This is a genomic window from Xanthomonas sp. NCPPB 1826 (genome assembly GCF_056725285.1).
In genome coordinates this window covers 3,626,384-3,645,772 of record NZ_CM161521.1, presented here as the reverse complement: position 1 = coordinate 3,645,772, position 19,389 = coordinate 3,626,384, and the positions used below count along the sequence as shown (strand labels likewise).

General features: G+C 67.3%; 13 protein-coding genes. 8 read left to right on the top strand and 5 right to left on the bottom strand.

The features are described 5' to 3' along the window. Positions 1–19: 19 nt before the first annotated feature. From AC1PLA_RS15410 to AC1PLA_RS15395, 4 genes are all read left to right on the top strand, one after another. Positions 20–7,315: a hybrid sensor histidine kinase/response regulator gene (locus AC1PLA_RS15410; RefSeq protein ID WP_481104874.1), complete on the top strand. Its 7,296-nt coding sequence runs from the start codon at positions 20–22 to the stop codon at positions 7,313–7,315. 7 nt (positions 7,316–7,322) lie between these two features. Then, positions 7,323–8,504 (top strand): chemotaxis protein CheB, encoded by a 1,182-nt coding sequence (locus tag AC1PLA_RS15405; protein WP_481106211.1) that lies wholly within the window; start codon positions 7,323–7,325, stop codon positions 8,502–8,504. Between the two features lie 35 nt (positions 8,505–8,539). After that, on the top strand, positions 8,540–9,016 hold the full coding sequence (locus AC1PLA_RS15400; protein WP_039526024.1) for a chemotaxis protein CheW: 477 nt from the start codon (positions 8,540–8,542) through the stop codon (positions 9,014–9,016). Between the two features lie 236 nt (positions 9,017–9,252). Beyond that, positions 9,253–9,825 (top strand): GNAT family N-acetyltransferase, encoded by a 573-nt coding sequence (locus tag AC1PLA_RS15395; protein WP_104569657.1) that lies wholly within the window; start codon positions 9,253–9,255, stop codon positions 9,823–9,825. Between the two features lie 45 nt (positions 9,826–9,870). Here AC1PLA_RS15395 and AC1PLA_RS15390 read toward each other — a convergent pair whose 3' ends face one another. The 3 genes from AC1PLA_RS15390 to AC1PLA_RS15380 are packed head-to-tail and all read right to left on the bottom strand — an operon-like array spanning position 9,871 to position 13,612. Continuing rightward, the gene (locus tag AC1PLA_RS15390; protein ID WP_481104873.1) at positions 9,871–11,544 is read right to left on the bottom strand and encodes a hypothetical protein; all 1,674 of its coding nucleotides are present in this window, start codon (positions 11,542–11,544) and stop codon (positions 9,871–9,873) included. Further along, positions 11,541–12,113 carry a sigma-70 family RNA polymerase sigma factor gene (locus AC1PLA_RS15385; RefSeq protein ID WP_024940204.1) on the bottom strand — a complete coding sequence of 191 codons (573 nt, stop codon included), beginning with the start codon at positions 12,111–12,113 and terminating at the stop codon, positions 11,541–11,543. Before AC1PLA_RS15385 ends, AC1PLA_RS15390 begins: the two co-directional genes overlap by 4 nt. Positions 12,114–12,142: 29 nt before the next feature. Then, complete coding sequence (locus AC1PLA_RS15380; RefSeq protein WP_481104872.1) at positions 12,143–13,612, bottom strand: vWA domain-containing protein; 1,470 nt, start codon at positions 13,610–13,612, stop codon at positions 12,143–12,145. A 76-nt stretch (positions 13,613–13,688) separates the two neighbouring features. On the opposite strand from AC1PLA_RS15380, the gene AC1PLA_RS15375 reads away from it, so the two are divergent. The 3 genes from AC1PLA_RS15375 to AC1PLA_RS15365 all read left to right on the top strand — a co-directional run bounded on the left by AC1PLA_RS15375 (position 13,689) and on the right by AC1PLA_RS15365 (position 16,340). Then, positions 13,689–13,958: a hypothetical protein gene (locus AC1PLA_RS15375; protein WP_481104871.1), complete on the top strand. Its 270-nt coding sequence runs from the start codon at positions 13,689–13,691 to the stop codon at positions 13,956–13,958. 589 nt (positions 13,959–14,547) lie between these two features. Beyond that, positions 14,548–15,612 (top strand): glycosylasparaginase, encoded by a 1,065-nt coding sequence (locus AC1PLA_RS15370; RefSeq protein WP_024940206.1) that lies wholly within the window; start codon positions 14,548–14,550, stop codon positions 15,610–15,612. Next, the gene (locus tag AC1PLA_RS15365) at positions 15,609–16,340 is read left to right on the top strand and encodes a copper homeostasis protein CutC (protein WP_481104870.1); all 732 of its coding nucleotides are present in this window, start codon (positions 15,609–15,611) and stop codon (positions 16,338–16,340) included. Before AC1PLA_RS15370 ends, AC1PLA_RS15365 begins: the two co-directional genes overlap by 4 nt. 760 nt (positions 16,341–17,100) lie before the next feature. Here AC1PLA_RS15365 and AC1PLA_RS15360 read toward each other — a convergent pair. Beyond that, positions 17,101–18,186, bottom strand: a complete 1,086-nt coding sequence (locus AC1PLA_RS15360; protein WP_104559840.1) for a sialidase family protein — start codon at positions 18,184–18,186, stop codon at positions 17,101–17,103. A gap of 406 nt (positions 18,187–18,592) precedes the next feature. On the opposite strand from AC1PLA_RS15360, the gene AC1PLA_RS15355 reads away from it, so the two are divergent. Next, entirely contained in the window at positions 18,593–18,922 is a 330-nt protein-coding gene (locus tag AC1PLA_RS15355) for a RebB family R body protein (protein WP_104559838.1), read from the top strand. Positions 18,923–19,000: 78 nt separating this feature from the next. Here the strand turns inward: AC1PLA_RS15355 and AC1PLA_RS15350 are convergent, their stop codons facing one another. Then, positions 19,001–19,216, bottom strand: coding sequence for a hypothetical protein (locus AC1PLA_RS15350; RefSeq protein ID WP_016904393.1), 216 nt, complete (start codon positions 19,214–19,216; stop codon positions 19,001–19,003). Positions 19,217–19,389 lie beyond the last annotated feature (173 nt).

Below are 19,389 nucleotides of genomic sequence, written 5' to 3'. Positions count from 1 at the left end.
CCGTAGGCAGGGGGCTGCAATGAGTGCGCTTCGCGATGCGATGAGTCACGCCGCGCTGGGCTGGGTCAAGCCGGAGCTGGACGAGACGTTGCGCCAGGCGCGCAACGAGATCGAGTACTTTGCCGAAGAACCGTCCGACACCAGTCGGATGCGCTTCTGCGCCGGCTATCTGCACCAGGTGCAGGGCACCTTGCGCATGGTGGAGCTGTACGCCCCGGCGATGGTGGCCGAAGAACTTGAGCTGCTGGCCCAGGCGGTGCAGGTCGGCGAGGTGGCCGACCGCGACGAAGCCTGCGCCATGCTGATGCGCGGCACCGTGCTGCTGCCCGACTACCTGGAGCGCCTGCAAAACGGTCACCGCGACATCCCGATCGTGCTGCTGCCGCTGCTCAACGAAATCCGTGCCACGCGTGGTCAACCCGGTCTGAGCGAAAGCGTGCTGTTCGCGTTCGATCCGCAGGCCGGCGTCGCCACCGAGGCCGAACTGGATCACGCCCGTGGCAGCCTGAGCGGGCGCAATCGCGAGTTGCTCGACACCGTCGGCAACGCGGTCAAGGAAGAATTGCTGCGCGTCAAGGACGCGCTGGACCTGCACCTGCGGACCGGCGGCGAGATCGCCGAACTGCAGACCCAGGTCAAGGATCTCGGCAGCGTTGCCGACACCCTCGGCATGATGGGCCTGGGCGTGGCGCGCAATGTGGTCGTGCAGCAGCGCGATGCGCTGGCGCGCGTGGTCGACGGCCAGGTGCAGATGGACGAAGGCGTGCTGCTGGATATCGCCGGCGCGCTGCTGTATGTCGATGCCTCGCTGGATGACCAGGTCGCCAGCCTGGGTGCCGATGTCGGCGACGGCAATGAAGCCAGCAACAGCGCCACGTCGTCGGAAGTGCGGCGCACGGTGGACGTGCTGGCACAGGAAGCGATCGCCAATTTCGGTGCGGCGCGCGAGCATTTCGTCGCCTTCATCGAGACCAACTGGGACCACGCCCGCCTGACCGACGTGCCGCATCTGCTCGGCGAAGTCGGCGGTGCGCTGCGCATCCTCGAGCTGCCGCAGGCCGCCGATTATCTGGAAGGCGTGCGCCGCTATGTCGATCTGGAACTGATCGGCAAGCAGCGCGTGCCCAGCGGGCGCCAGCTGGACACGCTGGCCGATGCGATGGCCAGCCTGGAGTACTACCTGGAAGCCCTGCGCGAGCGCCGTCCCGGCCGCGAGGAGATCCTGGACATCACCCGCAACAGCCTGGAAACGCTGCGCTACTGGCCGCTGCCCTCGGGCCAGCCCTCCGACCTGCCGGTCGGTGCCGACCAGCCGGGCAGCGTGGCCGAGCCGCTTGCCGCATCGCTCGCTCAGCAGGCCGCTGCCCCGGCGCTGGCGGCCAATGACGCTGCGCCGACGCCGTCGCTGGAATGGGCCAACGAAACCGTGGTCGAGGCGCCGTTTGCCGCCAGCGTGGTGCACGACACCGGCGCTGCCGCCACCGATACGGTGTTCTCGTTCGACCCGGTCGCCGCCGAAGAAACCGTCTCCGGCCAGGCGCACGTGCCGTTTACGGTTGCGCCGCTGGACCTGTCCGACGATGGCGCGCAGGCGCCCGGCGACTGGCAGCTGGAAACCACCGAACACGCCGCACCGATCGCCACCTCGGTGTTCGACCCGGTGTTGGCCGAGCAGGACGGCAGCGTGTCGGCCGATGCCGCGCAGGTCAGCTACACCGTGGATCTGAGTGGGCTGGAGCAGGACGACAGCGCCACGCCGGCGGTTGCCGAACCGACGCCGCTGCAGATCGAGCAGATCGAGTTGCCCGGCGATGCCGACCAGACCGAGGCACCGCTGGACTTCATCGCGCAGGCCCAGACCGGCCGCGCGCAGACCAGCATCGAGGATGCGTTCTCGCCGCCGCCGCTGCCGCCCATGGCGCCGCAAGAGCTGGACGACCCGTTCGTCGAATCCGCGCCCGAACCGCAGCCAGCCCCGGCCGACGCCGCCGCCGAGCAGAGCGCACCGCGCGTGCAGCAGGCCGTGGTCAGTGAGTTCGAACTGGACGCCGCATCGACGGCGTTTTTGGCCCAGCTCGACGCGGCCGCCGCGCAGTTCGATGTGCAGCATCCGCAGGTACAGCAGACCACCGATGCCGACAGTCAGACTGCGAAGGCAGCGCCCGAGCCGGCAGTGAGTGAGGCGGCCCAGGCCAGTGCCGATGCCGGCATCTTCGGCGGCTTTGGCGACAGCGATATCGACGACGATATCCGCGACGTGTTCCTGGAAGAATTCGACGAAGAGCTGGTCAATCTGGGCCAGCTGCTGCCGGTCTGGCGTGCCGCGCCACACAGCCAGGACAACCTGCGCCCGATCCGCCGCGTCTTCCACACCTTGAAGGGCAGCGGTCGCCTGGTCGGTGCGCAGGTGCTCGGCGAGTTCAGCTGGAAGATCGAGAGCATGCTCAACCGCGTGCTCGACAACTCGCGGCCGGCCAGCCCGGCGGTGGTGGCAATGGTCGAACTGGCCTACGAGGTGCTGCCGCAGTTCAACGCCGCATTGCGCGACCAGGGCCGCATCAGCGCCGATCTCCCGGACATCCAGGCGGTTGCCGAGCGTGTGGCCGCGGGCGAAGAAGTCTATTACGTGGCCGCGCCGGCGACGCCGGTGGCTGCGGATGTTGCCTTCATTCCGGCAGCGGCAGGCGTGTTCGCGGCGACCGGTGGCACACCGGCCTCGGTGGACAGCGTGCTGCGCGAGATCCTGGAAGCCGAAGTCGCCACCCACCTGGAAACCGTCAACGCGTGGCTACAGGCCAACCAGGCCGAGCCGCAGCTGGCGAGCGAAGAATTGCTGCGCGCGGTGCACACCATGAGTGGCGCGTTTGCGATGACCGACGTGCCGGAAATCACGCTGGTGACCACGCCAGCCGAGAGCTACGTCAAGCGTCTGCTTGCCGCGTCGCTGCTCCCCTCGCAGGAGGGCATCGACGCGATTGCCGCAACGGCGTCGGCAATCGCGACCACCGTGACCGCCTTGCGCGCCGATGCGCCGTTGATTCCGTCGTTTGCGCCGTTGAGCGAACGCCTGCGCGCGCTGGTGGAGACGCTGCCGGAAGCGCAGTGGCCACCGCAGGCGTTCCTGGACGAACTGGAAGATCTGGATGCGCCGGGCGAGATGGCGGTCAGCAGCGAGTCGGCGGTCGAGCTGACCGGCGCGCAGGATCTGTCGCAATATCTGGACGCCAGCGCGCTGCCGTCGGATACGAGCGATCACAGCGCGCCCGTGCATGTCGTCGATGACGCAGCGGATGCCGATGCGCACGCCGGTGCCAATACACTGATCGCGGTGGACGAGCTGGCCGAGTCCGAAGCCGAAGACACCTCGTCGCTTGCGCTGGACGCACCGGCACCGCACGAACAGACGCAGACGGCTGACGTTGCTGCGCTGGAGCAGGAGCAGGTTGCTGATTCGGTCGAGGCTGCGCAGGCCCCGGCCGGGGATGCAATCGCCTCCGATGCGGGAGCGGAGCAGCTCGCCGAGGCGTCGCATGGCGATGCTGCCCAGCACCAGCACCAGCACCAGCACGAAGCCGAGGCCGAGTCGCCTGGCGTCGATGGGCACGACACGCCGGCCGATGAGCCGGTGGTCGACGCCGATGCCTGGGATGCGACCGGATTGCAGCAGGCCGGCCATGTCGATGCGGCGTCGCATGCGCAAGCAGGCGACGTGCCGCAAGCTGGCGAGCACGTGGCAGTGGACGAGTTGTCCGACGCGGAAGCCGCGTTGGGCGATGCGCAGACGCTCTCCGCACCCGAAGCCGGGGAGATTGCGGCCGAGCGTGCAGACGCCGAGCAGCAGTCACCGGGCGAGCACCCTGCCGAGCACGAGCAGCTCGAGGGCGACGCAAGCGCGCAGGATGCCGAGGCGGTGTTGAGCGATGACGCGGCGTCCACGGACGAAGCGCCTGTCGAGACCATCGAGGCATTGGAAGCAGTGCATGCGCAGGCCCCGCTGGCCGACCACACGCATGCGGCGACCAGCGAAGACTGGACGCCGGACAGCGCGGCGCTGGACGGTGAGTCGACCGAGCAGGACGACCACGTGTCCACCCCGCACGACGAGGCTATCGGTGCGCACGCGCAGCCGCCCGCCGACGAGGCAGCGCAGCAGGGCGATGCCGGGCTGCCGCAGGATGCCGACGCGCAGCTTGGCGACCAGTTGCAGGTGCAAGACACCGCGCAGTTGGACCAGCATCCGTCTTCCGAACAGCGTGCGCTGTCGGGCGAGCAGGAGCACCTGCAGGAACCTGCGCATGCGGACGAGGCTGCGCAATCGGAATCGCATGTCGAGTCGGGCGACCAGGAACATCTGGGCGCGCACGCGCATGCCGACGAAGTCGAGCACGTTGCGGAAGCCGAGCGCGCTGCAGAAGCAGAGCAGACTCCAGAAGCAGAGCAGGCCGAAGCAGAGCACGCTGAAGCAGAGCAGGCTGCAGAGACAGAACAGTCTGCAGAGACAGAACAGGCCGCAGACGCAGAGCGCGCTGCGGACGTACAGCCGGCTGCGGAAGCGCTACCCGAACACACCATCGAGTCGGTGCAGGCCTTCGAGATGGCGCAGGTGGCCGATCAGGTCGAAGAGACCGGCGATCCGCAGTCGGAAATTGCGCCGGAGCTGCATTCGGACGTCGCTGTTGACGCCGAGGCGGACACCCATGCCGATGCCGAGGTCAACGCGCAGCATCCAGACGCAGACGCGACGTTCGAGGCTGCCAACGCAACGGATGCTGTCGAGCATCCCGAGCAAGTCGAACACGCCGAACACGCCGAACAAATCGAGTATCCCGATCACGCCGAACAGGTCGGACACACAGAGCAAGTCGAATCTACCGACTCCGCAAGCGAACACGAAGACGCCGCCGCCGTGGCCTTCAGCGCGCCGGTGGAAGACGCTGCGGCGGGCGATAGCGCCGCCAACGACGTGGGCGCAGCCTTCGATACCGGCCCGCTCAACTTCGACCAGCTCGATGGCGAACTGGTCGACATCTTTGTCGAGGAAGGCCGCGATCTGCTCGACCATTGCGATGGTCTGATCGCCCGCATGCGCGAGGTGCCGGAAGACCGCGAGGTCCTCAACGGACTGCAGCGCGACCTGCACACGCTCAAGGGCGGCGCGCGCATGGCCGGCATCAACGCCATCGGCGACCTCGGCCATGCGATCGAATCGTTGCTCGAAGCGGTGGCGGCCAACCGGACCGACATCGACCGCGACGACGTGCGCCTGTTCGAGCGCGGCTTCGACCGTCTGCATCAGCTGTTGACCCGCACCGGCATGCACCGCGCCGTGGCGATGCCGACCGACCTGGTGGAAGCCTTCGAAACCCGCACCCGTGGCCGCAATGCCGCAGAGCCCAGCGACGCCGATGTGCGTGCGATCGCCAAGGCGTCGGTGGAACCGGCACCGCTGTCGGCGCCCATCCCGGTCGACGGCCAGGTCGAAGAAGAACTGCTGCCGCGCGCGCAGCAGGAACAGGTGCGCGTGCGTGCCGACCTGCTCGACCGCCTGGTCAACCACGCCGGCGAAGTAGCGATCTACCGCTCGCGCCTGGAACAGCAGATGGGCGCCTTCCGCGGCGCCATGGGCGAACTGGATCGCACCAACGCCCGTCTGCGTGACCAGTTGCGTCGTCTGGATCTGGAAACCGAAGCGCAGATCGTGGCGCGTTATCAGCGCGAGCAGGATCAGGGCGATCGCACCTTCGATCCGCTGGAACTGGACCGCTTCTCCACCCTGCAGCAGCTCAGCCGCGCGCTGAACGAATCGGCCGCCGACTTGGGCGGTCTGCAAGGGGTGCTGGAAGATCTCTCGCGTCAGTACGACGGTCTGCTGCAACAGCAGTCGCGCGTCAGCTCCGAGCTGCAGGACGGCCTGATGCGTGCGCGCATGGTGCCGTTCGACGGCCTGGTGCCGCGTCTGCGCCGTGTGGTCCGCCAGGCTGCCAGCGATACCGGCAAGCAGGTGCATCTGCTGCTGGAAGGCACCCAGGGCGAACTCGATCGCAATGTGCTCGATCGCATGGTCGCGCCGCTGGAACACATGCTGCGCAACTCGGTGGCACATGGTCTGGAAGCGCCGGAGCAACGGCGCGACGCGGGCAAGCCGGAAGAGGGCAGCATCGCGATCCGTCTGCGCCGCGAAGGCTCGGAAATCGTGCTGGAAGTGGCCGACGACGGCGCCGGGCTGGACCGCGAGGCGATCCGTCGCCGCGGCGAGCAGCGCGGCCTGATCGAACCCGGCCAGGAGCTCAGCGAGGCCGAACTGGACGGGCTGATCTTCGCCTCCGGTTTCAGCACCTCCGAGCAGGTCAGCCAGCTGGCCGGCCGTGGTGTGGGCATGGACGTGGTCCGCAATGAAGTGCGTCAGCTGGGCGGCTCGGTGGACATCCACTCGGTGCGCGGCCAGGGCGTCACCTTCACCCTGCGCCTGCCGCAGACGCTGGCGGTCACCCAGGCGGTGTTCGTGCGCATCGGCGATACCACCTTCGCGGTGCCGGTGGCGTCGGTCAGTGGTATCGGCCGCATCTCGCGCAGCCGTTACGAGTCGGGCGAGGGTGGCTACCACTACGCCGGCGAAGAGTATGTGCTGCACGATCTCGGTTCGCTGGTCGGCCAGGCCGCCGCGCGTGCCGATGGTCAGGCGCAGGTGCCGTTGCTGCTGGTGCGTGCGGGCGACCTGCGCGCGGCGGTGGCGATCGATCAGGTGCTGGGCAACCGCGAAATCGTGGTCAAGCCGGTGGGCCTGCAGATCGCCTCGGTGCCGGGCATCTACGGCGCCACCATCACCGGCGATGGCCGCGTGGTGGTGATCCTGGACGTGGCCCCGCTGGTGCGCCGCTATCTCAGCCAGCCGGCGCGTCCGGCGCCGGAAACCCCGGCCGAATCGCAGCGCCAGGTGCCGTTGGTGATGGTGGTGGACGATTCGCTGACCATGCGCAAGGTCACCAGCCGCGTGCTGGAACGCCACAACCTCGATGTCACCACCGCACGCGATGGTGTCGAGGCACTGGAACTGCTGCAGGAGCGCGTGCCCGACCTGATGCTGCTGGACATCGAAATGCCGCGCATGGACGGCTACGAGCTGGCGACCGCGATGCGTGCCGACCCGCGCTTTAAGGCGGTGCCGATCGTGATGATCACCTCGCGCAGCGGCGAGAAACATCGCCAGCGCGCCTTCGAGATCGGCGTGCAGCGTTACCTGGGCAAGCCTTACCAAGAGTTGGATCTGATGCGAAACGTGTATGACCTGCTGGGGATCGCCCGTGTCCGAGAATAATGGCGCAATGGGAACTCCGGTCGCCCTGCTAGGCCGGCCCGGGCAGGCGCGCGAGCGCCTGCGTGAAGCGCTCGGCCTGGCCGGTGCCCACGTGGTGCTGGAAGACGAGCCCTCCGCGGTGGACGTGCAGATGCTGCGCGATGCCGAGCCGGTGGCGGTGCTGGTCGCGCTGGAGCCGTCGATCGAAGACGCGCTCGAAGCGCTGGAGCCGGCCTTCAACATGCCCGGCGTCACGGTGATCTTCGACGAAGCCGAGTTGACCGTGCGCCGCGAGGGCTGGGAAGCGCAGCGCTGGGTGCGCCATCTGGCCGCCAAGCTGCATGGCCATGCCGACGTATTGCCGCCAGGCACCGAGAGCGAGCCGTCGCTGCATCCCGAACCGGGCCTGGAACTGGCACCGCGGCAGCATTCGGACTTGCAACTGGACCAGCATCTGCAGGCAGCCGCGCACGCATTCGACAGCGTGCCCGGCGATGCCTTGTTTGCACAGGGCGTGGACACGTCCGAGGCCGCGGCCGACAAGCCGGGCCTGACGCTGGGCGATTCCAGTACCTGGGGCTTGGTCGACGAGGTCGCGGTGGTGGTGCGCCCGCGTGCCGAATTGAACATGGACGCGTTGTCGACCGGCGGACTGTCGCTGGTGGAGCTGGATCAGGCCGGTGACACCACCGGTGCGGTGCTGGTACTGGCCGGTATCGGTGGCCCGGATGCGATCCGTCGCCTGCTGTCCGCGCTGCCGCCGGCGTTTCCGCGCGCCGTGCTGGTGCGCATGACCCTGGATGGCGGCCAGTACGGCAACCTGGTGCGGCAGATGGGACGCGTGTCGGCATTGCCGGTCGAACTGGGCGAAGCCGGCCAGGTGATTGCGGCGGGCAAGGTCTACGTGCTGTCCGACGACATCGGCGTGCAGCAACATGCCGGCGCGCTGGCGTTTGTCGCGCAGGCCGATCCGGCCGGGCTGGTGGCCGCGTTGCCGCCGACCGACAGCGCGGTGCTGATGCTCAGCGGTGCCAACGAGGCGCTGGTCGAGGCCGCGCTGGCGCTGGCCCAGCATGGCGGCTGGCTTGCGGGTCAATCCGCCGACGGCTGCTACGACCCGGCCGCGGCGGCGCGTCTGGCGCGCCAGGGCATTCTGACCGGCGACCCTGCGCAGCTGGCGCAGGCGTTGGCGCAGCGCTGGCCGGCATAAGCCGGGCGCTTCCTCTCAAGAACGGAACAGGTGCGATGAGCTACGCCAACAATGACGAAATCCGCGGCGTCCTGATCCAGGCCGGCCAGGAGCGCGTGCTGCTGCCGAACGCCACGGTGGCCGAGGTGATGTCGCGGGTGGCGGTCGAGCCGATGGCCGAGATGCCGCGCTGGGTGGTCGGGCGCATCGACTGGTACGGCTGGAAGGTGCCGCTGCTGTCGTTCGCGCGCCTGAGCGGCATGGGCGACGAACCCACGGCGGTCAACAACAAGGTGATCGTGCTCAAGGCGCTGGGCGGCAATCCGGCGCTGCCGTATTTCGCCTTGCTCACTGCCTCGTTCCCGCAGCTGATCTCGGTGCCGCGCGACGGCCTGCTGGCCGACGCCTCCGAAGATGCGCTGCCCGACGGCGTGCACATGCGCGTGCTGCTGGGCGAGCAGAGCGCGTTGCTACCGAATCTGGATGCGATCGAAGCACAGGTTGCGCAGGCGCTTGCGGCGGTTGCCGCCTAGAGCGCCATTGCTGGGCGACGACGCTGCCCGGTTGCGGGCAGTGCCGGGATGAGTGTCGGACCGGGGGCTGCGCTGACCGGACGAGCGCCGCCTTGCTGCGTGCAGTGCATGCCGACACCGCAGGTGGCTGGGATGTCTTGCTGCCGTTGGGCAACCGTTTGCGGGGGCGTGATCTGTATGTGTCAGCCTGGTCCACACAACACGCACGCCGCGCGCAAGTCGCGCCCGCGGCTGGCATGAGTCTTCCCGTCTTCGCGCCGGTCGAGCACGCCGACGGTGTGCTGCTGTGCGATCTGGCCATCGTCGATCCGGCCGCGATGGCCGATTACCACAGCCGTAATCGCGCGCATCTGGCCGCGGCGATGCCGCTGCGGCCACCGGCGTTCTACACCACCGAGGGCTGGCGCCGGCTGAGCATCGCCTACCGCACCGCGGTGCCGGGCGAGCGCGAATTGCAACTGGTGTTGCTGCGCGATGCGCAGGTGATCGGCACGGTCGGCTTCACCCAGATCCAGCGCGGTGCCTTCCAGGGCTGTCATCTCGGGTATGGCCTGGATGCGCAGCAGCAGGGGCGCGGTTTGATCCAGTGGGCGGCCACGCAGGGCATCGGGTTTGCGTTCGGCCCGCTTGGCCTGCATCGGGTGATGGCGCAATACGTCCCCGACAACCTGCGCAGTGCGCATGTGCTGCAGCGGCTGGGCTTCCAGATCGAAGGCTATGCGCGTCGTTATCTGCAATTGAACGGCGTCTGGCGCGACCATGTATTGACCAGCAGATTGCGCGACGACGATCCGGCAGCGGGTGCGTGAGCCCGGTTGCGCAGGCGAGTGCAGCTATGCGCGCGGTGCGGTGGCCTAGGGCGTGACAGTCAGCGGCTCGACACGCAGTTGGTCGGCTTCAAGCCCTGCATCCTGCAAGACCTCCACCTGTGTTGATGACCAGCCGCGTTGCCGGAGGCGCGCGCGCAGTCGGGTGGCCCAGTCCTGCACCTCGGGTGCATCGGGTGTGGCGGCCAGGATGCGGATCCGAGCCGGCGCGTGATCGTCAGCGGCGACGTGGCGCGCAAGCCAGTCGGCCGGCGACATGGCGCGCGTTATCGGCGCGATGCGGCGCGCCGGAGCGGATTTCGCTCGAGACATCCCGGCGTCGACCGCCGTGGTGCTGATGGCTGGTTGGCTGGCTGGCGGTGTTGCGCGGGTGGCGTCTGTCTGCGGCAAGGGTGCGTGGAGCACGCGCAGCGGTGCGGGCTGGCCTGCAACAGGCGCGCGTGATTGCAGCGTGCCGTCTGTTGCGCTGATGACGATCGGCGCCTGCTCGGTCACCGGCATCGGGGCCGTCAGCGATGCCGGTGCGGGCGAGGGCGGGATGGGGGCAGGTGCTGCAGATGCACCGCGCCGGGCACTGGCTGCGAGCGAGCCAGTCACCGACGCATCCTCGGGGAGTGCGGCGATGGGGGCTGGAGCTGGTGCAGGCGCCGCGGGTGGCTGCGCGTCGGCAGATTGCAGGTCAGTGCCTGGCGTGGGTTCGGCGGCGAGTGCGGAGTCGAATGACGGCGCAGCTGCGGCAGGCGCCGGTGCAATGACTGGCTCCGGCGCCAAGGCGGGCGATGGCAGGGCTGACGGCGCTGGCGGCGGGGAGGGGGATGCCGCGCTCGGGCGCGCTGCGGTTTCGGGGACTTCGGCATCGGCTGGTGCCGGCACTGAGGGCAAAACCAACGCATGGCCTGCGCCGGGATCGACCTGCTCAGGCGCGCGCCTGGTTGGGTGAACTGTCGACGGTTCGACGACTGCCATCCCGACTGCAGCTGCTGCCGGCGCCTCCGCGGTGGGCTGACTGGCCTGCCACCGCAATCCGAGGCCAACCACCAGAGTGATCGATGCAGCGAAGGCGAGCGTCGGCATCCAGCGCGGGCGACGGCTGCTGCGCCGGCGGGCGGCTGGGTTGCCGGCAGGGGCAGGGTTTGAGCTTGCTGTGGCTGCTGATGCATGCGCCTGCGCCTGCGCCGCATGGGAGGTGGATGCGGATGTGGACGCAAGGTCGGGCGCAGGAAGCGCGCGCGATGCGACTCCAGATGCAGCTCCGGCTTCCTCCGCAGATGCCGGTGCCGCCGTAGCCAGCGACGCAGCTGATGCTGCGGCCACGTCCGCCGTCGGACGCAGCTCTGCCGTATCGGCGTGTAGCTGCTGCGCGGCGATCCACGCACGCGCGGACTCGCTCAGGTTCGTCGTCCCGGTCTGATCGACAGGCTGGCCCTGTGCAAGACGCGCCTGCACGGCAGCACGCCGTGCGGCCTGCGCCTGCTCCGCCTGCGCGGCGGCCGCCGCAAACATCGCCGCCATCGTGGCGGGTGCTTCGAACTGCAAGGTGTCCTGCGGTGGATGCACTGCAGCGCGTTCGGCATCGGCGTTGCGTGCGGCCTGTGCGAACCACGCCTGCATCGACGCCGGCGGCGTATGCGCCGGCAGTGCACGCAGCAGTGCGGCAAGCCCATCGCTGCCGGCGACAAACCGTTCGAAGGACTGGCTCATCGCGTCGCGTCCAGGCTCAGGCGCAACTTTGCGAATGCATAGCGCAGCCGGCTCTTGACGGTCTCGAAACCTTCGCCGATCACCTGGGCGATTTCTTCGACGCCGAGCTCGGCAAAGAAGCGCAGCACCACCACTTCGCGTTGTGCGTCGGGCAATGCCATCACCGCGGCGCGCACGCGATGGTGTTGCTGGCCGAGCATGGCCAGCTGCTCGGTGGACAGGTCGTCATCGGGCAGCTGCAGATGCGCGTCGTCCAGCGCCACCGAGGTGCTGTGAGAGGCGCTGCGACGGGTGTCGATCCAGCCGTTGCGCGCGATCTGGAACAGAAAACTGGTGAAGGCGGCCTGCCCGGGGCGGTAGTCGCTGCAGCGGGTCATCAGCTTGACCCAGGTCTTCTGCGCGAGATCTTCGGCTTCGCTCAGGTTGCCTTCGCACAACCAGGCCAGGAAGTTGAACAGGGCGCGGTTGTGACGCGTGAACAACTCGGTGGCCGGCTGTTCGACAAAGCCATTGGCGACGAGGAGCATGAGCTCCTCGTCGGGAAGATGCGCAAGGTCGGCAGGTTGCATGCGCGCAGTATAGGCAGGTGCCGCGCGCATCAGTCGGTAGTGGCGATTGGCCGGCTACTCAGTGCGTCGGCCTGCTGCACCATCTGCAGGAAATCGGCGCGGTAGCCGAAGCGGTCGCTGCCCAGGCTGGCCGCGGCCAGGGCACGCACCTGCGGATAATCCCAGCCGTGCAGCTGAGTGCCGCCACGCAGGCGCTGCCCGAACCCGGCCACTGCGGCGGAAAAGCGGAAGGCATCGCTGGTGGCGTTCAAGGCCCGGCGCTGATTGCTGCGGACCACCGTGTCGAGCAACTGGCTGCGTTGTGCATCGGGCCGTTTGTAGCGCAGTTTGACGTGCGCCAGTTCACTGTCGATTGCACGCACTTTTCGAGGTGTGGCGGTGTTGGCATAGCGCAACGGGTCCACCGATGCGTGGCCGTCGGTCGGGGTGATTTCATACAGCGCGGTGACGGTGTGGCCGGCGCCGATCTCGCCTGCATCGACCTGGTCGTTGTTGAAGTCCTCGCGTTGCAGTGCGCGGTTCTCATAGCCGATCAGGCGGTATTCCTTGACGGTGTCCGGATTGAATTCGACCTGGATCTTGACGTCGCGCGCGATCGTGGCCAGCGTGGCGCCGAGCTCATGGGTCAGTACCTTGCGGGCCTCCAGCGCCGAGTCGATGTAGGCGTAGGCACCGTCGCCGGTATCGGCCAGCTGTTCCATCAGCGTTTCGTTGTAATTGCCGGTGCCGAAGCCGAGCGTGGACAGTGCCACGCCGGAGCGCCGCTTTTCGGCGACCATGCCCTTGAGCTGATCGAAGTCGGTGACCCCGACATTGAAGTCGCCATCGGTGGCGAGCAGGATGCGGTTGATGCCGCCGCGCAGATAGGCTTGCTGGGCAGCCTTGTAGGCCAGTTCGATGCCGCTGGCGCCGGCGGTGGATCCGGCCGATTGCAGGCTGTCGATGGCTTCGATGATGCGGCCCTGCTGGTCGCCGGGCGTGGGCGGCAGCACGACTGCGGTGTTGCCGGCATAGGTCACCAGGGTGATGCGATCTTTCGCGCGCAACTGACGCACCAGCAGCTTGAGCGAGGATTGCAGCAGCGGCAGTTTGTCGGGGGAGTCCATCGAGCCGGAGACATCGACCAGAAACACCAGGTTGGCCGGCGGCAGATCGGCGGTGGCGATGTCGCGGCCGGCAATGCCGACGCGCAACAGCAGGCTATCGTTGTTCCAGGGCGTGGGCGCCAGTTCGGTGCGCACGGCGAACGGTTGGCCATTGGTGGGCGCGGGGTCGTCGTAGCGGAAGTAGTTGATCAGCTCTTCCACACGCACGGCGTCCACCGGCGGCAGCGTGCCTGCGCTCAGGAAGCGCCGCACATTGCTGTAGCTGCCGGTGTCCACGTCGAGGCTGAAGGTGGACACCGGATTCGCTGCGGTTTGCACGATCGGGTTGTCGCGCAGCGTTTGATAGGTTTCGCGGTCTTCGGCCGGCGCCGGTAGGACCAGCGGCATCGGCATGCGGTTGTCGAGTATTGGGCGTGGTGCGGCCCACTTGGCGCTTGGCGCCCGCTGTGCAACGGAGGCCTCAAGTGCGATGGACGCTGCTGGCATCGGCATCGGCATCGGCATCGGCATCGCGGATGGCGATGGTGCCGGTGGTGGACTTGGTACAGACGGCGGCTGCATGGGGTGGGCGGGGACAGGCGCTGCGAGGCTGCCCTCGATCTGCGCGGGTTTCGAAGCGGTGGATGGCGATGGCTGCGCGGTTGCAGGCAGCACGGTGGCGGGCGAGCTGTCGCTGTTCGGCTCGGTCGGCTCGTGCGAGCAGGCGCTCAGCAGCAAGGCGAGCGCAAGAAGGCTGTGACGGGGCATGGGAATCCTTTGCGTGGCGAAGAGGGATGGGTGAACAACGGACCGCCCGAGGTCGCCGTGCACTGCGCCTCTGTTGAGTAAACGGGCCAGTGCGGCAAACGGGGTTAACTGGGTCGAAGATTTTTTTCGATCGCTGCTGAGTGCTGCTGTGCTGTGCCCGCTGGGGGGAGGGTTGGGCGATGGGCATCACTTGCCTGCGTATCCTCATCCCAACCCCTCTCCCGTTGGAGGGGCTCGATGTTTCCCTTCGCCCATCGGGAAAAGGTGGCGCTTAGCGCCGGATGAGGGTACGGCGGTGCAGGGCGGTGTCGGTCGCCCGTACCCTCACCCCAACCCCCGCTCCGCGCCTCGGCCCGCGCCAGCAGCGCGGGCGCTCCAAGGCACGCGCGCCAGCGCCGCGCAAGCCGTACCTTCTCGCCGCTGTGGGAGAGGGGCTTTACGGTCATTGCCGCGCGTTATGCGCGAATCCGCACTGCTGGGTGGCGGAAGGCGGTTTATCCGCGTGCGGCGCTGCCGCATGATGGAAGGCTGTGGCCGCGCAGTGCGGTTGCCTGTCTTCTTCCTGCATGGAGTTCGCCCGGATGATCCAACGTCGTCACTTCCTCAAGAGCGCCACGCTTGGTGCGATCGCTTCCGGCCTGGCCGGGTGGGGCGCACGTGCGCAGGCGGCCGCCGGTGCCGGCACGGCCGGACGCGTTACCGCGCTGCCGCGCGGCGCGGCGCGGGTGATTTCCACCTGGGATTTCGGCATTGCCGCCAATCAGGCGGCCTGGAAAATCCTTGGCAGCGGCGGTATCGCACTGGATGCGGTGGAAGCCGGCGTGCGCGTGCCCGAAGCGGACCCGAGCAATCCCACCGTGGGGCTGGGCGGCTATCCGGACCGCGACGGCCGGGTGACGCTGGACGCCTGCATCATGGATCACCTGGGCAATTGCGGCTCGGTTGCTTCACTGGAAGATGTGGTGCATGCGATTTCGGTGGCGCGCGCGGTGATGGAAAAAACCCCGCATGTGATGCTGGTCGGCGATGGCGCGCGGCAGTTCGCGTTGGAGCAGGGGTTCCCGCAGACCAAGCTGCTCACGCCCAGCTCGGAAGCGGCGTGGAAAGAGTGGTTGAAGACCTCGAAATATTCGCCGGAAGCCAATATCGAAAACCGCGCCTGGCGCGATGCGAAACTGCCGGGCGGCAAGGACAATCACGACACCATCGGCATGCTGGCGCTGGATGCGCACGGCAACCTGTCCGGCGCGTGCACCACCAGCGGCATGGCGTGGAAGATGCACGGCCGGGTTGGCGACAGCCCGATCATCGGCGCGGGGTTGTACGTGGACAACGAGGTGGGCGGTGCGACCTCGACCGGCGTCGGCGAAGAGGTGATCCGCAATGTCGGCAGTTTTGCGGTGGTGGAAATGATGCGCCAGGGCAAGTCGCCGGCCGATGCCTGCCGCGAGGTGGTGATGCGGCTGATCCGGCGCAAGCCCGAACTCACCCGCACCTTGCAGGTAGGATTTCTGGCGATGAACAAGCGCGGCGAGGTGGGGGCGTTCGCGATCCAGAAGGGTTTCAGTTACGCGGTCTGCGATGCGCAGCGGCAGGATCTGCTGGTGCCCGGCGAAAGCCACTACACCACCGAGCCTGCAGCATGAGTGCGTTGGGGCTGGAAGTGGCCGCCGATTCGGTGGGGTCGGCATTGGCGGCGCAGGAAGGCGGTGCGATGCGGGTCGAACTCTGCGGGGGCCTGGATGGCGGCGGGCTGACGCCGTCGTTCGGCACGCTGGCAGTGGTGCGTGAGCGATTGCAGATTCCGCTATACGTATTGATCCGTTCGCGCGTAGGCGACTTCGTTTTCGACGCGGCGGAGGTCGAGGTGATGCGGCGCGATGTGGAGCAATGCGTGCGGCTGGGTTGCGATGGCGTGGTGCTGGGCGCGCTGGATCCGCACGGGCAGGTCGACATGGGCACGATGCGGGTGTTGATCGCCGCAGCTGGTTCGCTGGGCGTGACCTTTCATCGTGCGATCGATGTCAGTGCCGATCCGTCGCGCGCGCTGGAAGATGCAATCACGCTGGGTTGCGAGCGCGTGCTGACCTCCGGTGCGCGTGCGAGCGCGCTTGAAGGTGTCGACACCATTGCCGCATTGGTGCGGCAGGCGGGCGACCGCATCAGCATCATGCCGGGCGCTGGCGTGTCCGAAAGCAATGTGCGTGCGCTGCGTGCCAACACCGGCGCGCGCGAGTTCCATGCCTCCTCACGTGGGCCGGTTGCGGCGCAGGTGCATGCGCCGCATGCGTACATCTCCGATCTGGGCGGCGACTACCAGCGTACCGATGTGGCGCGTGTGCGGCGGATCGTGGGGTTGTTGCAGGAGCTGTGAGGCGCGTGTGCCGATTGTGGAGCACGTGAGCTGGGACCTTTTTGCACGCTGTGGCTGGGCAATCCAGGTGAAGCGAAGACGTGGCATGTGGCTGTAGCTTGGCTGCCGGGTCCTTGCCCGCCCACCATCGCAGGACACGCCGCGAGTACATCCTTGTAGGCTCTTACGCGGCATCCATGCCGCGTAAGGTCCCGCGACGGTAGGCGGGCAAGGACCAGTCTCGATGGTCGGTGTGCGTGGACAAGAGCAGGAGCGGCAGTCGGCGAGTTGCTTGTGCGCACGACCACCAGGCTTTGCTGCGTTGAAACGGCGGCAAAGCTCTTGTGTTGAGCTCAGATGGGGCACTGTGGAAGAAGCGAACGCAAAGCATCTGATCTGCTGCTTCGTTGCAGGGCCCTTGCCCGCCCACCATCGCAGGACACGCCGCAAGTACATCCTTGTAGGCTCTTACGCGGCATCCATGCCGCGTAAGGTCCCGCGACGGTGAGCGGGCAAGGACTAGTCGAGATGGTCGGTGTGCAAGGTTTCAAACAAAGCAATCGACCAACTCTCTGGTGCGGTGTCCTCGCCGCTTGCGGGACCGTGTGGCGGCATGGATGCCGCCACCGAGCCCCCAGGGACGGGTTTACGGCGAGTCCCGCGAGCGGCGAGGGCACCGCGCGCTCGACTGAATTAGGCTTGTGTCTTGCGCATTTCGCGGCGTGTCCCGCGAGCGAAGGACACCGTGCGCTTGGCTTACTTCCGGACAAAGCAGAAGTGACTATGGCATCGTGCCATCTGCATTGCCGCCTAGCCTCACCGGATCGATCACTACATGCTTGATGCGTTGGCGCTTCCAGGTGTAGCTGATATGGACCAGGCCATCGCGGGTCTGGATCACGGCCGGATAGGAGAACTCGTCTTTTGCGCTGTTTTCCAGCGTGAGTGCGCGTTGCCAATGCACGCCGTCGGTCGATAGCGCCACCGCAAGCGTGCCGCGACCATCCCACCAGTCCTTGCCGGCGATACCGGGGTTGTAGACCAGCAGGGCGCGGCCGTCGTGCAGCATCACTGCGTCGGTGCCGGAGTTGGGGTTCTCCACGTCCAGCAACTGCATCGGTTGCCAATGCAGGCCGCCATCCTGCGAGAAGGTACTGAATAACTTGTTCTGCTGGCTGCGCCCGAGCACCTGCACGCGCCCGTCTGCGTGCAGCAGGACGCTGGGCTGGATCGCACCGATCACACTCGGGTCGTTGAGCGGCATGCCGCGCTGCCAGTGCGCGCCGTCGTCGTCGCTCCATTCCAGATGCGCGCGCCAGCCGCGGTCTTCGCTGCTGCTGGGCGCGAGGATGCGTCCATTCGGCAATTGCACCGGCTTGTTCTTGATCGGGCCGAGAATGCCGTTGGGCAGGCGCTGCGGCGGCGACCAGCGCGCACCGTCGTCATCGGAGGTGGTGCGCAGGCCCCACCAATCGCGCGGATTCGGGCCGAGCTTGTAGTACAGCTGCACCGGGCCGGTGCCGGACTGGAACAGCACGGGATTCCAGGCTGGGAGCGCGGTGCCATTGGTGCCTGCGTGCGCGCCATCGGCGATGCGTCGTGGTGGCTGCCAGTGCTGCGCGCCGCGTTGTGCGAGCCAGATACCGACATCGGCCGCTCCCTCGTGCGCGCCGCCGAACCAGGCCGCCAGTAGCGTGCCGTCGCGGGTTTCCAGCAGCGTGGAGGCGTGCGCCTGCGGTGTCGGTGCCGGGTCGGCAATGAACTCGCTGAGCACGATGGGTGAGGGCGTCGGCATGGGCGATTCGGCTTGAACTGCGCAAGCGGCAAGGCTCGCAACAAGGCAGATCAGCAGGCGTGACGGGAGCATCGTGGTGAAGTCCTGTGCGGATTTTAAAGATACCTATTTATTATCTATTAAATACCATGTGCTCTGGTCATCCCAGGGACCGTCGTCGCCCCCCACGGCGAGGACCCGCGATGTCGTCACACCTGCTTTCCCCGTTGCGCTGGCTGGCCGCACTCGGCCTGACCGCGTTGACCATGCCCACCGCCATGACGCAGAACTTTGCTGCGCCTGCGACGTCCATCGCGAAGCGGCGTTGCGAGGATTCAGTCGTGCGCGAGCAGGCCGCTATCGAGATGACACGGTGTGCGGTGTGCCTGGTGTTTGGTCGGCGCACCGCAACGCGGTAAACAGCTGAGACCGGCTGTCAGGGCCGATTGGCGTGCAACAACGCGCAGCGCCGTGTATCCGTCCACTCATGAGCACACGTATGGCTTTTCCAACATCAGTCAACGACCAGATCACCGATGCTGTCACGCAGTCCAACGTCAAGGTCATTGGCGAGGCGCCTGCAATGGCGATGAGCACGATCTACCAGAGCATGGCGCATTCGACCGACATCCTGTTTCAGAACGCGGTATCGGCGCAGCAGCAGCAAAACACCCTGTCGCAGGCCGCCACCAACCAGGGCGTGATGCAGATCTACAGCCTTGATACGACCGCCTCGGCGGCGGATGTCGAGAAGGTCGCGCAGGCGGGTGTCGCCGACAATCTGACCAGTCTGCTCACCGTGCTCAATGCGTTCAACACCGGCAAATAATGGCGGCTGGCGACAGCGGCAGTGCTGTCGCCAATGTTGCTATTGCTATTGCTATTGCTGACGCGAGCGTCGTCGCACTCAGGCCGCGTCGTCGTCGCGCGCCTGCGGCGGCAGCAGGATCTGCGGCTGTTTGGCCGAGTGGGTCTGGCACAGGAAGGTCATCAGGTGCGCCGCTTCGGTGCTGCCGATCGGCTGGCTGGGCGCGGGCTTGCTGTGAACGTGTTCGGCGAAGGCGTGCTGGGTCTGCTCCGGAACCGCGGAGACAGGGTCTTGCGTAACGGTGGACGACGACATGAAACGCTCCTGGAACTCACGATCTGACCGTCGCTGGATAGGACGACGGGAATGCGCCACTGCCTTCCACAACGGCGTGAGCCGGTGATCTTGCCTGGAATGCGGTCGGTCCGATACCGCAATTGGTAGCAGACGCTGCGCGGGCAGCGGACTTCCAGATAGCGGCGGGCGCG

Excerpts from the sequence above, each read along its gene's own strand:
- AC1PLA_RS15365 (WP_481104870.1), top strand. The coding sequence starts at position 15,609 with ATGAGTGCGTTGGGGCTGGAAGTGGCCGCCGATTCGGTGGGGTCGGCA.
- AC1PLA_RS15385 (WP_024940204.1), bottom strand. The coding sequence starts at position 12,113 with ATGCAACCTGCCGACCTTGCGCATCTTCCCGACGAGGAGCTCATGCTC.
- AC1PLA_RS15370 (WP_024940206.1), top strand. The coding sequence starts at position 14,548 with ATGATCCAACGTCGTCACTTCCTCAAGAGCGCCACGCTTGGTGCGATC.
- AC1PLA_RS15350 (WP_016904393.1), bottom strand. The coding sequence starts at position 19,216 with ATGTCGTCGTCCACCGTTACGCAAGACCCTGTCTCCGCGGTTCCGGAG.
- AC1PLA_RS15360 (WP_104559840.1), bottom strand. The coding sequence starts at position 18,186 with ATGCTCCCGTCACGCCTGCTGATCTGCCTTGTTGCGAGCCTTGCCGCT.
- AC1PLA_RS15405 (WP_481106211.1), top strand. The coding sequence starts at position 7,323 with ATGGGAACTCCGGTCGCCCTGCTAGGCCGGCCCGGGCAGGCGCGCGAG.
- AC1PLA_RS15400 (WP_039526024.1), top strand. The coding sequence starts at position 8,540 with ATGAGCTACGCCAACAATGACGAAATCCGCGGCGTCCTGATCCAGGCC.
- AC1PLA_RS15355 (WP_104559838.1), top strand. The coding sequence starts at position 18,593 with ATGGCTTTTCCAACATCAGTCAACGACCAGATCACCGATGCTGTCACG.
- AC1PLA_RS15375 (WP_481104871.1), top strand. The coding sequence starts at position 13,689 with ATGGACGCTGCTGGCATCGGCATCGGCATCGGCATCGGCATCGCGGAT.
- AC1PLA_RS15410 (WP_481104874.1), top strand. The coding sequence starts at position 20 with ATGAGTGCGCTTCGCGATGCGATGAGTCACGCCGCGCTGGGCTGGGTC.
- AC1PLA_RS15380 (WP_481104872.1), bottom strand. The coding sequence starts at position 13,612 with ATGCCGATGCCGCTGGTCCTACCGGCGCCGGCCGAAGACCGCGAAACC.
- AC1PLA_RS15390 (WP_481104873.1), bottom strand. The coding sequence starts at position 11,544 with ATGAGCCAGTCCTTCGAACGGTTTGTCGCCGGCAGCGATGGGCTTGCC.
- AC1PLA_RS15395 (WP_104569657.1), top strand. The coding sequence starts at position 9,253 with ATGAGTCTTCCCGTCTTCGCGCCGGTCGAGCACGCCGACGGTGTGCTG.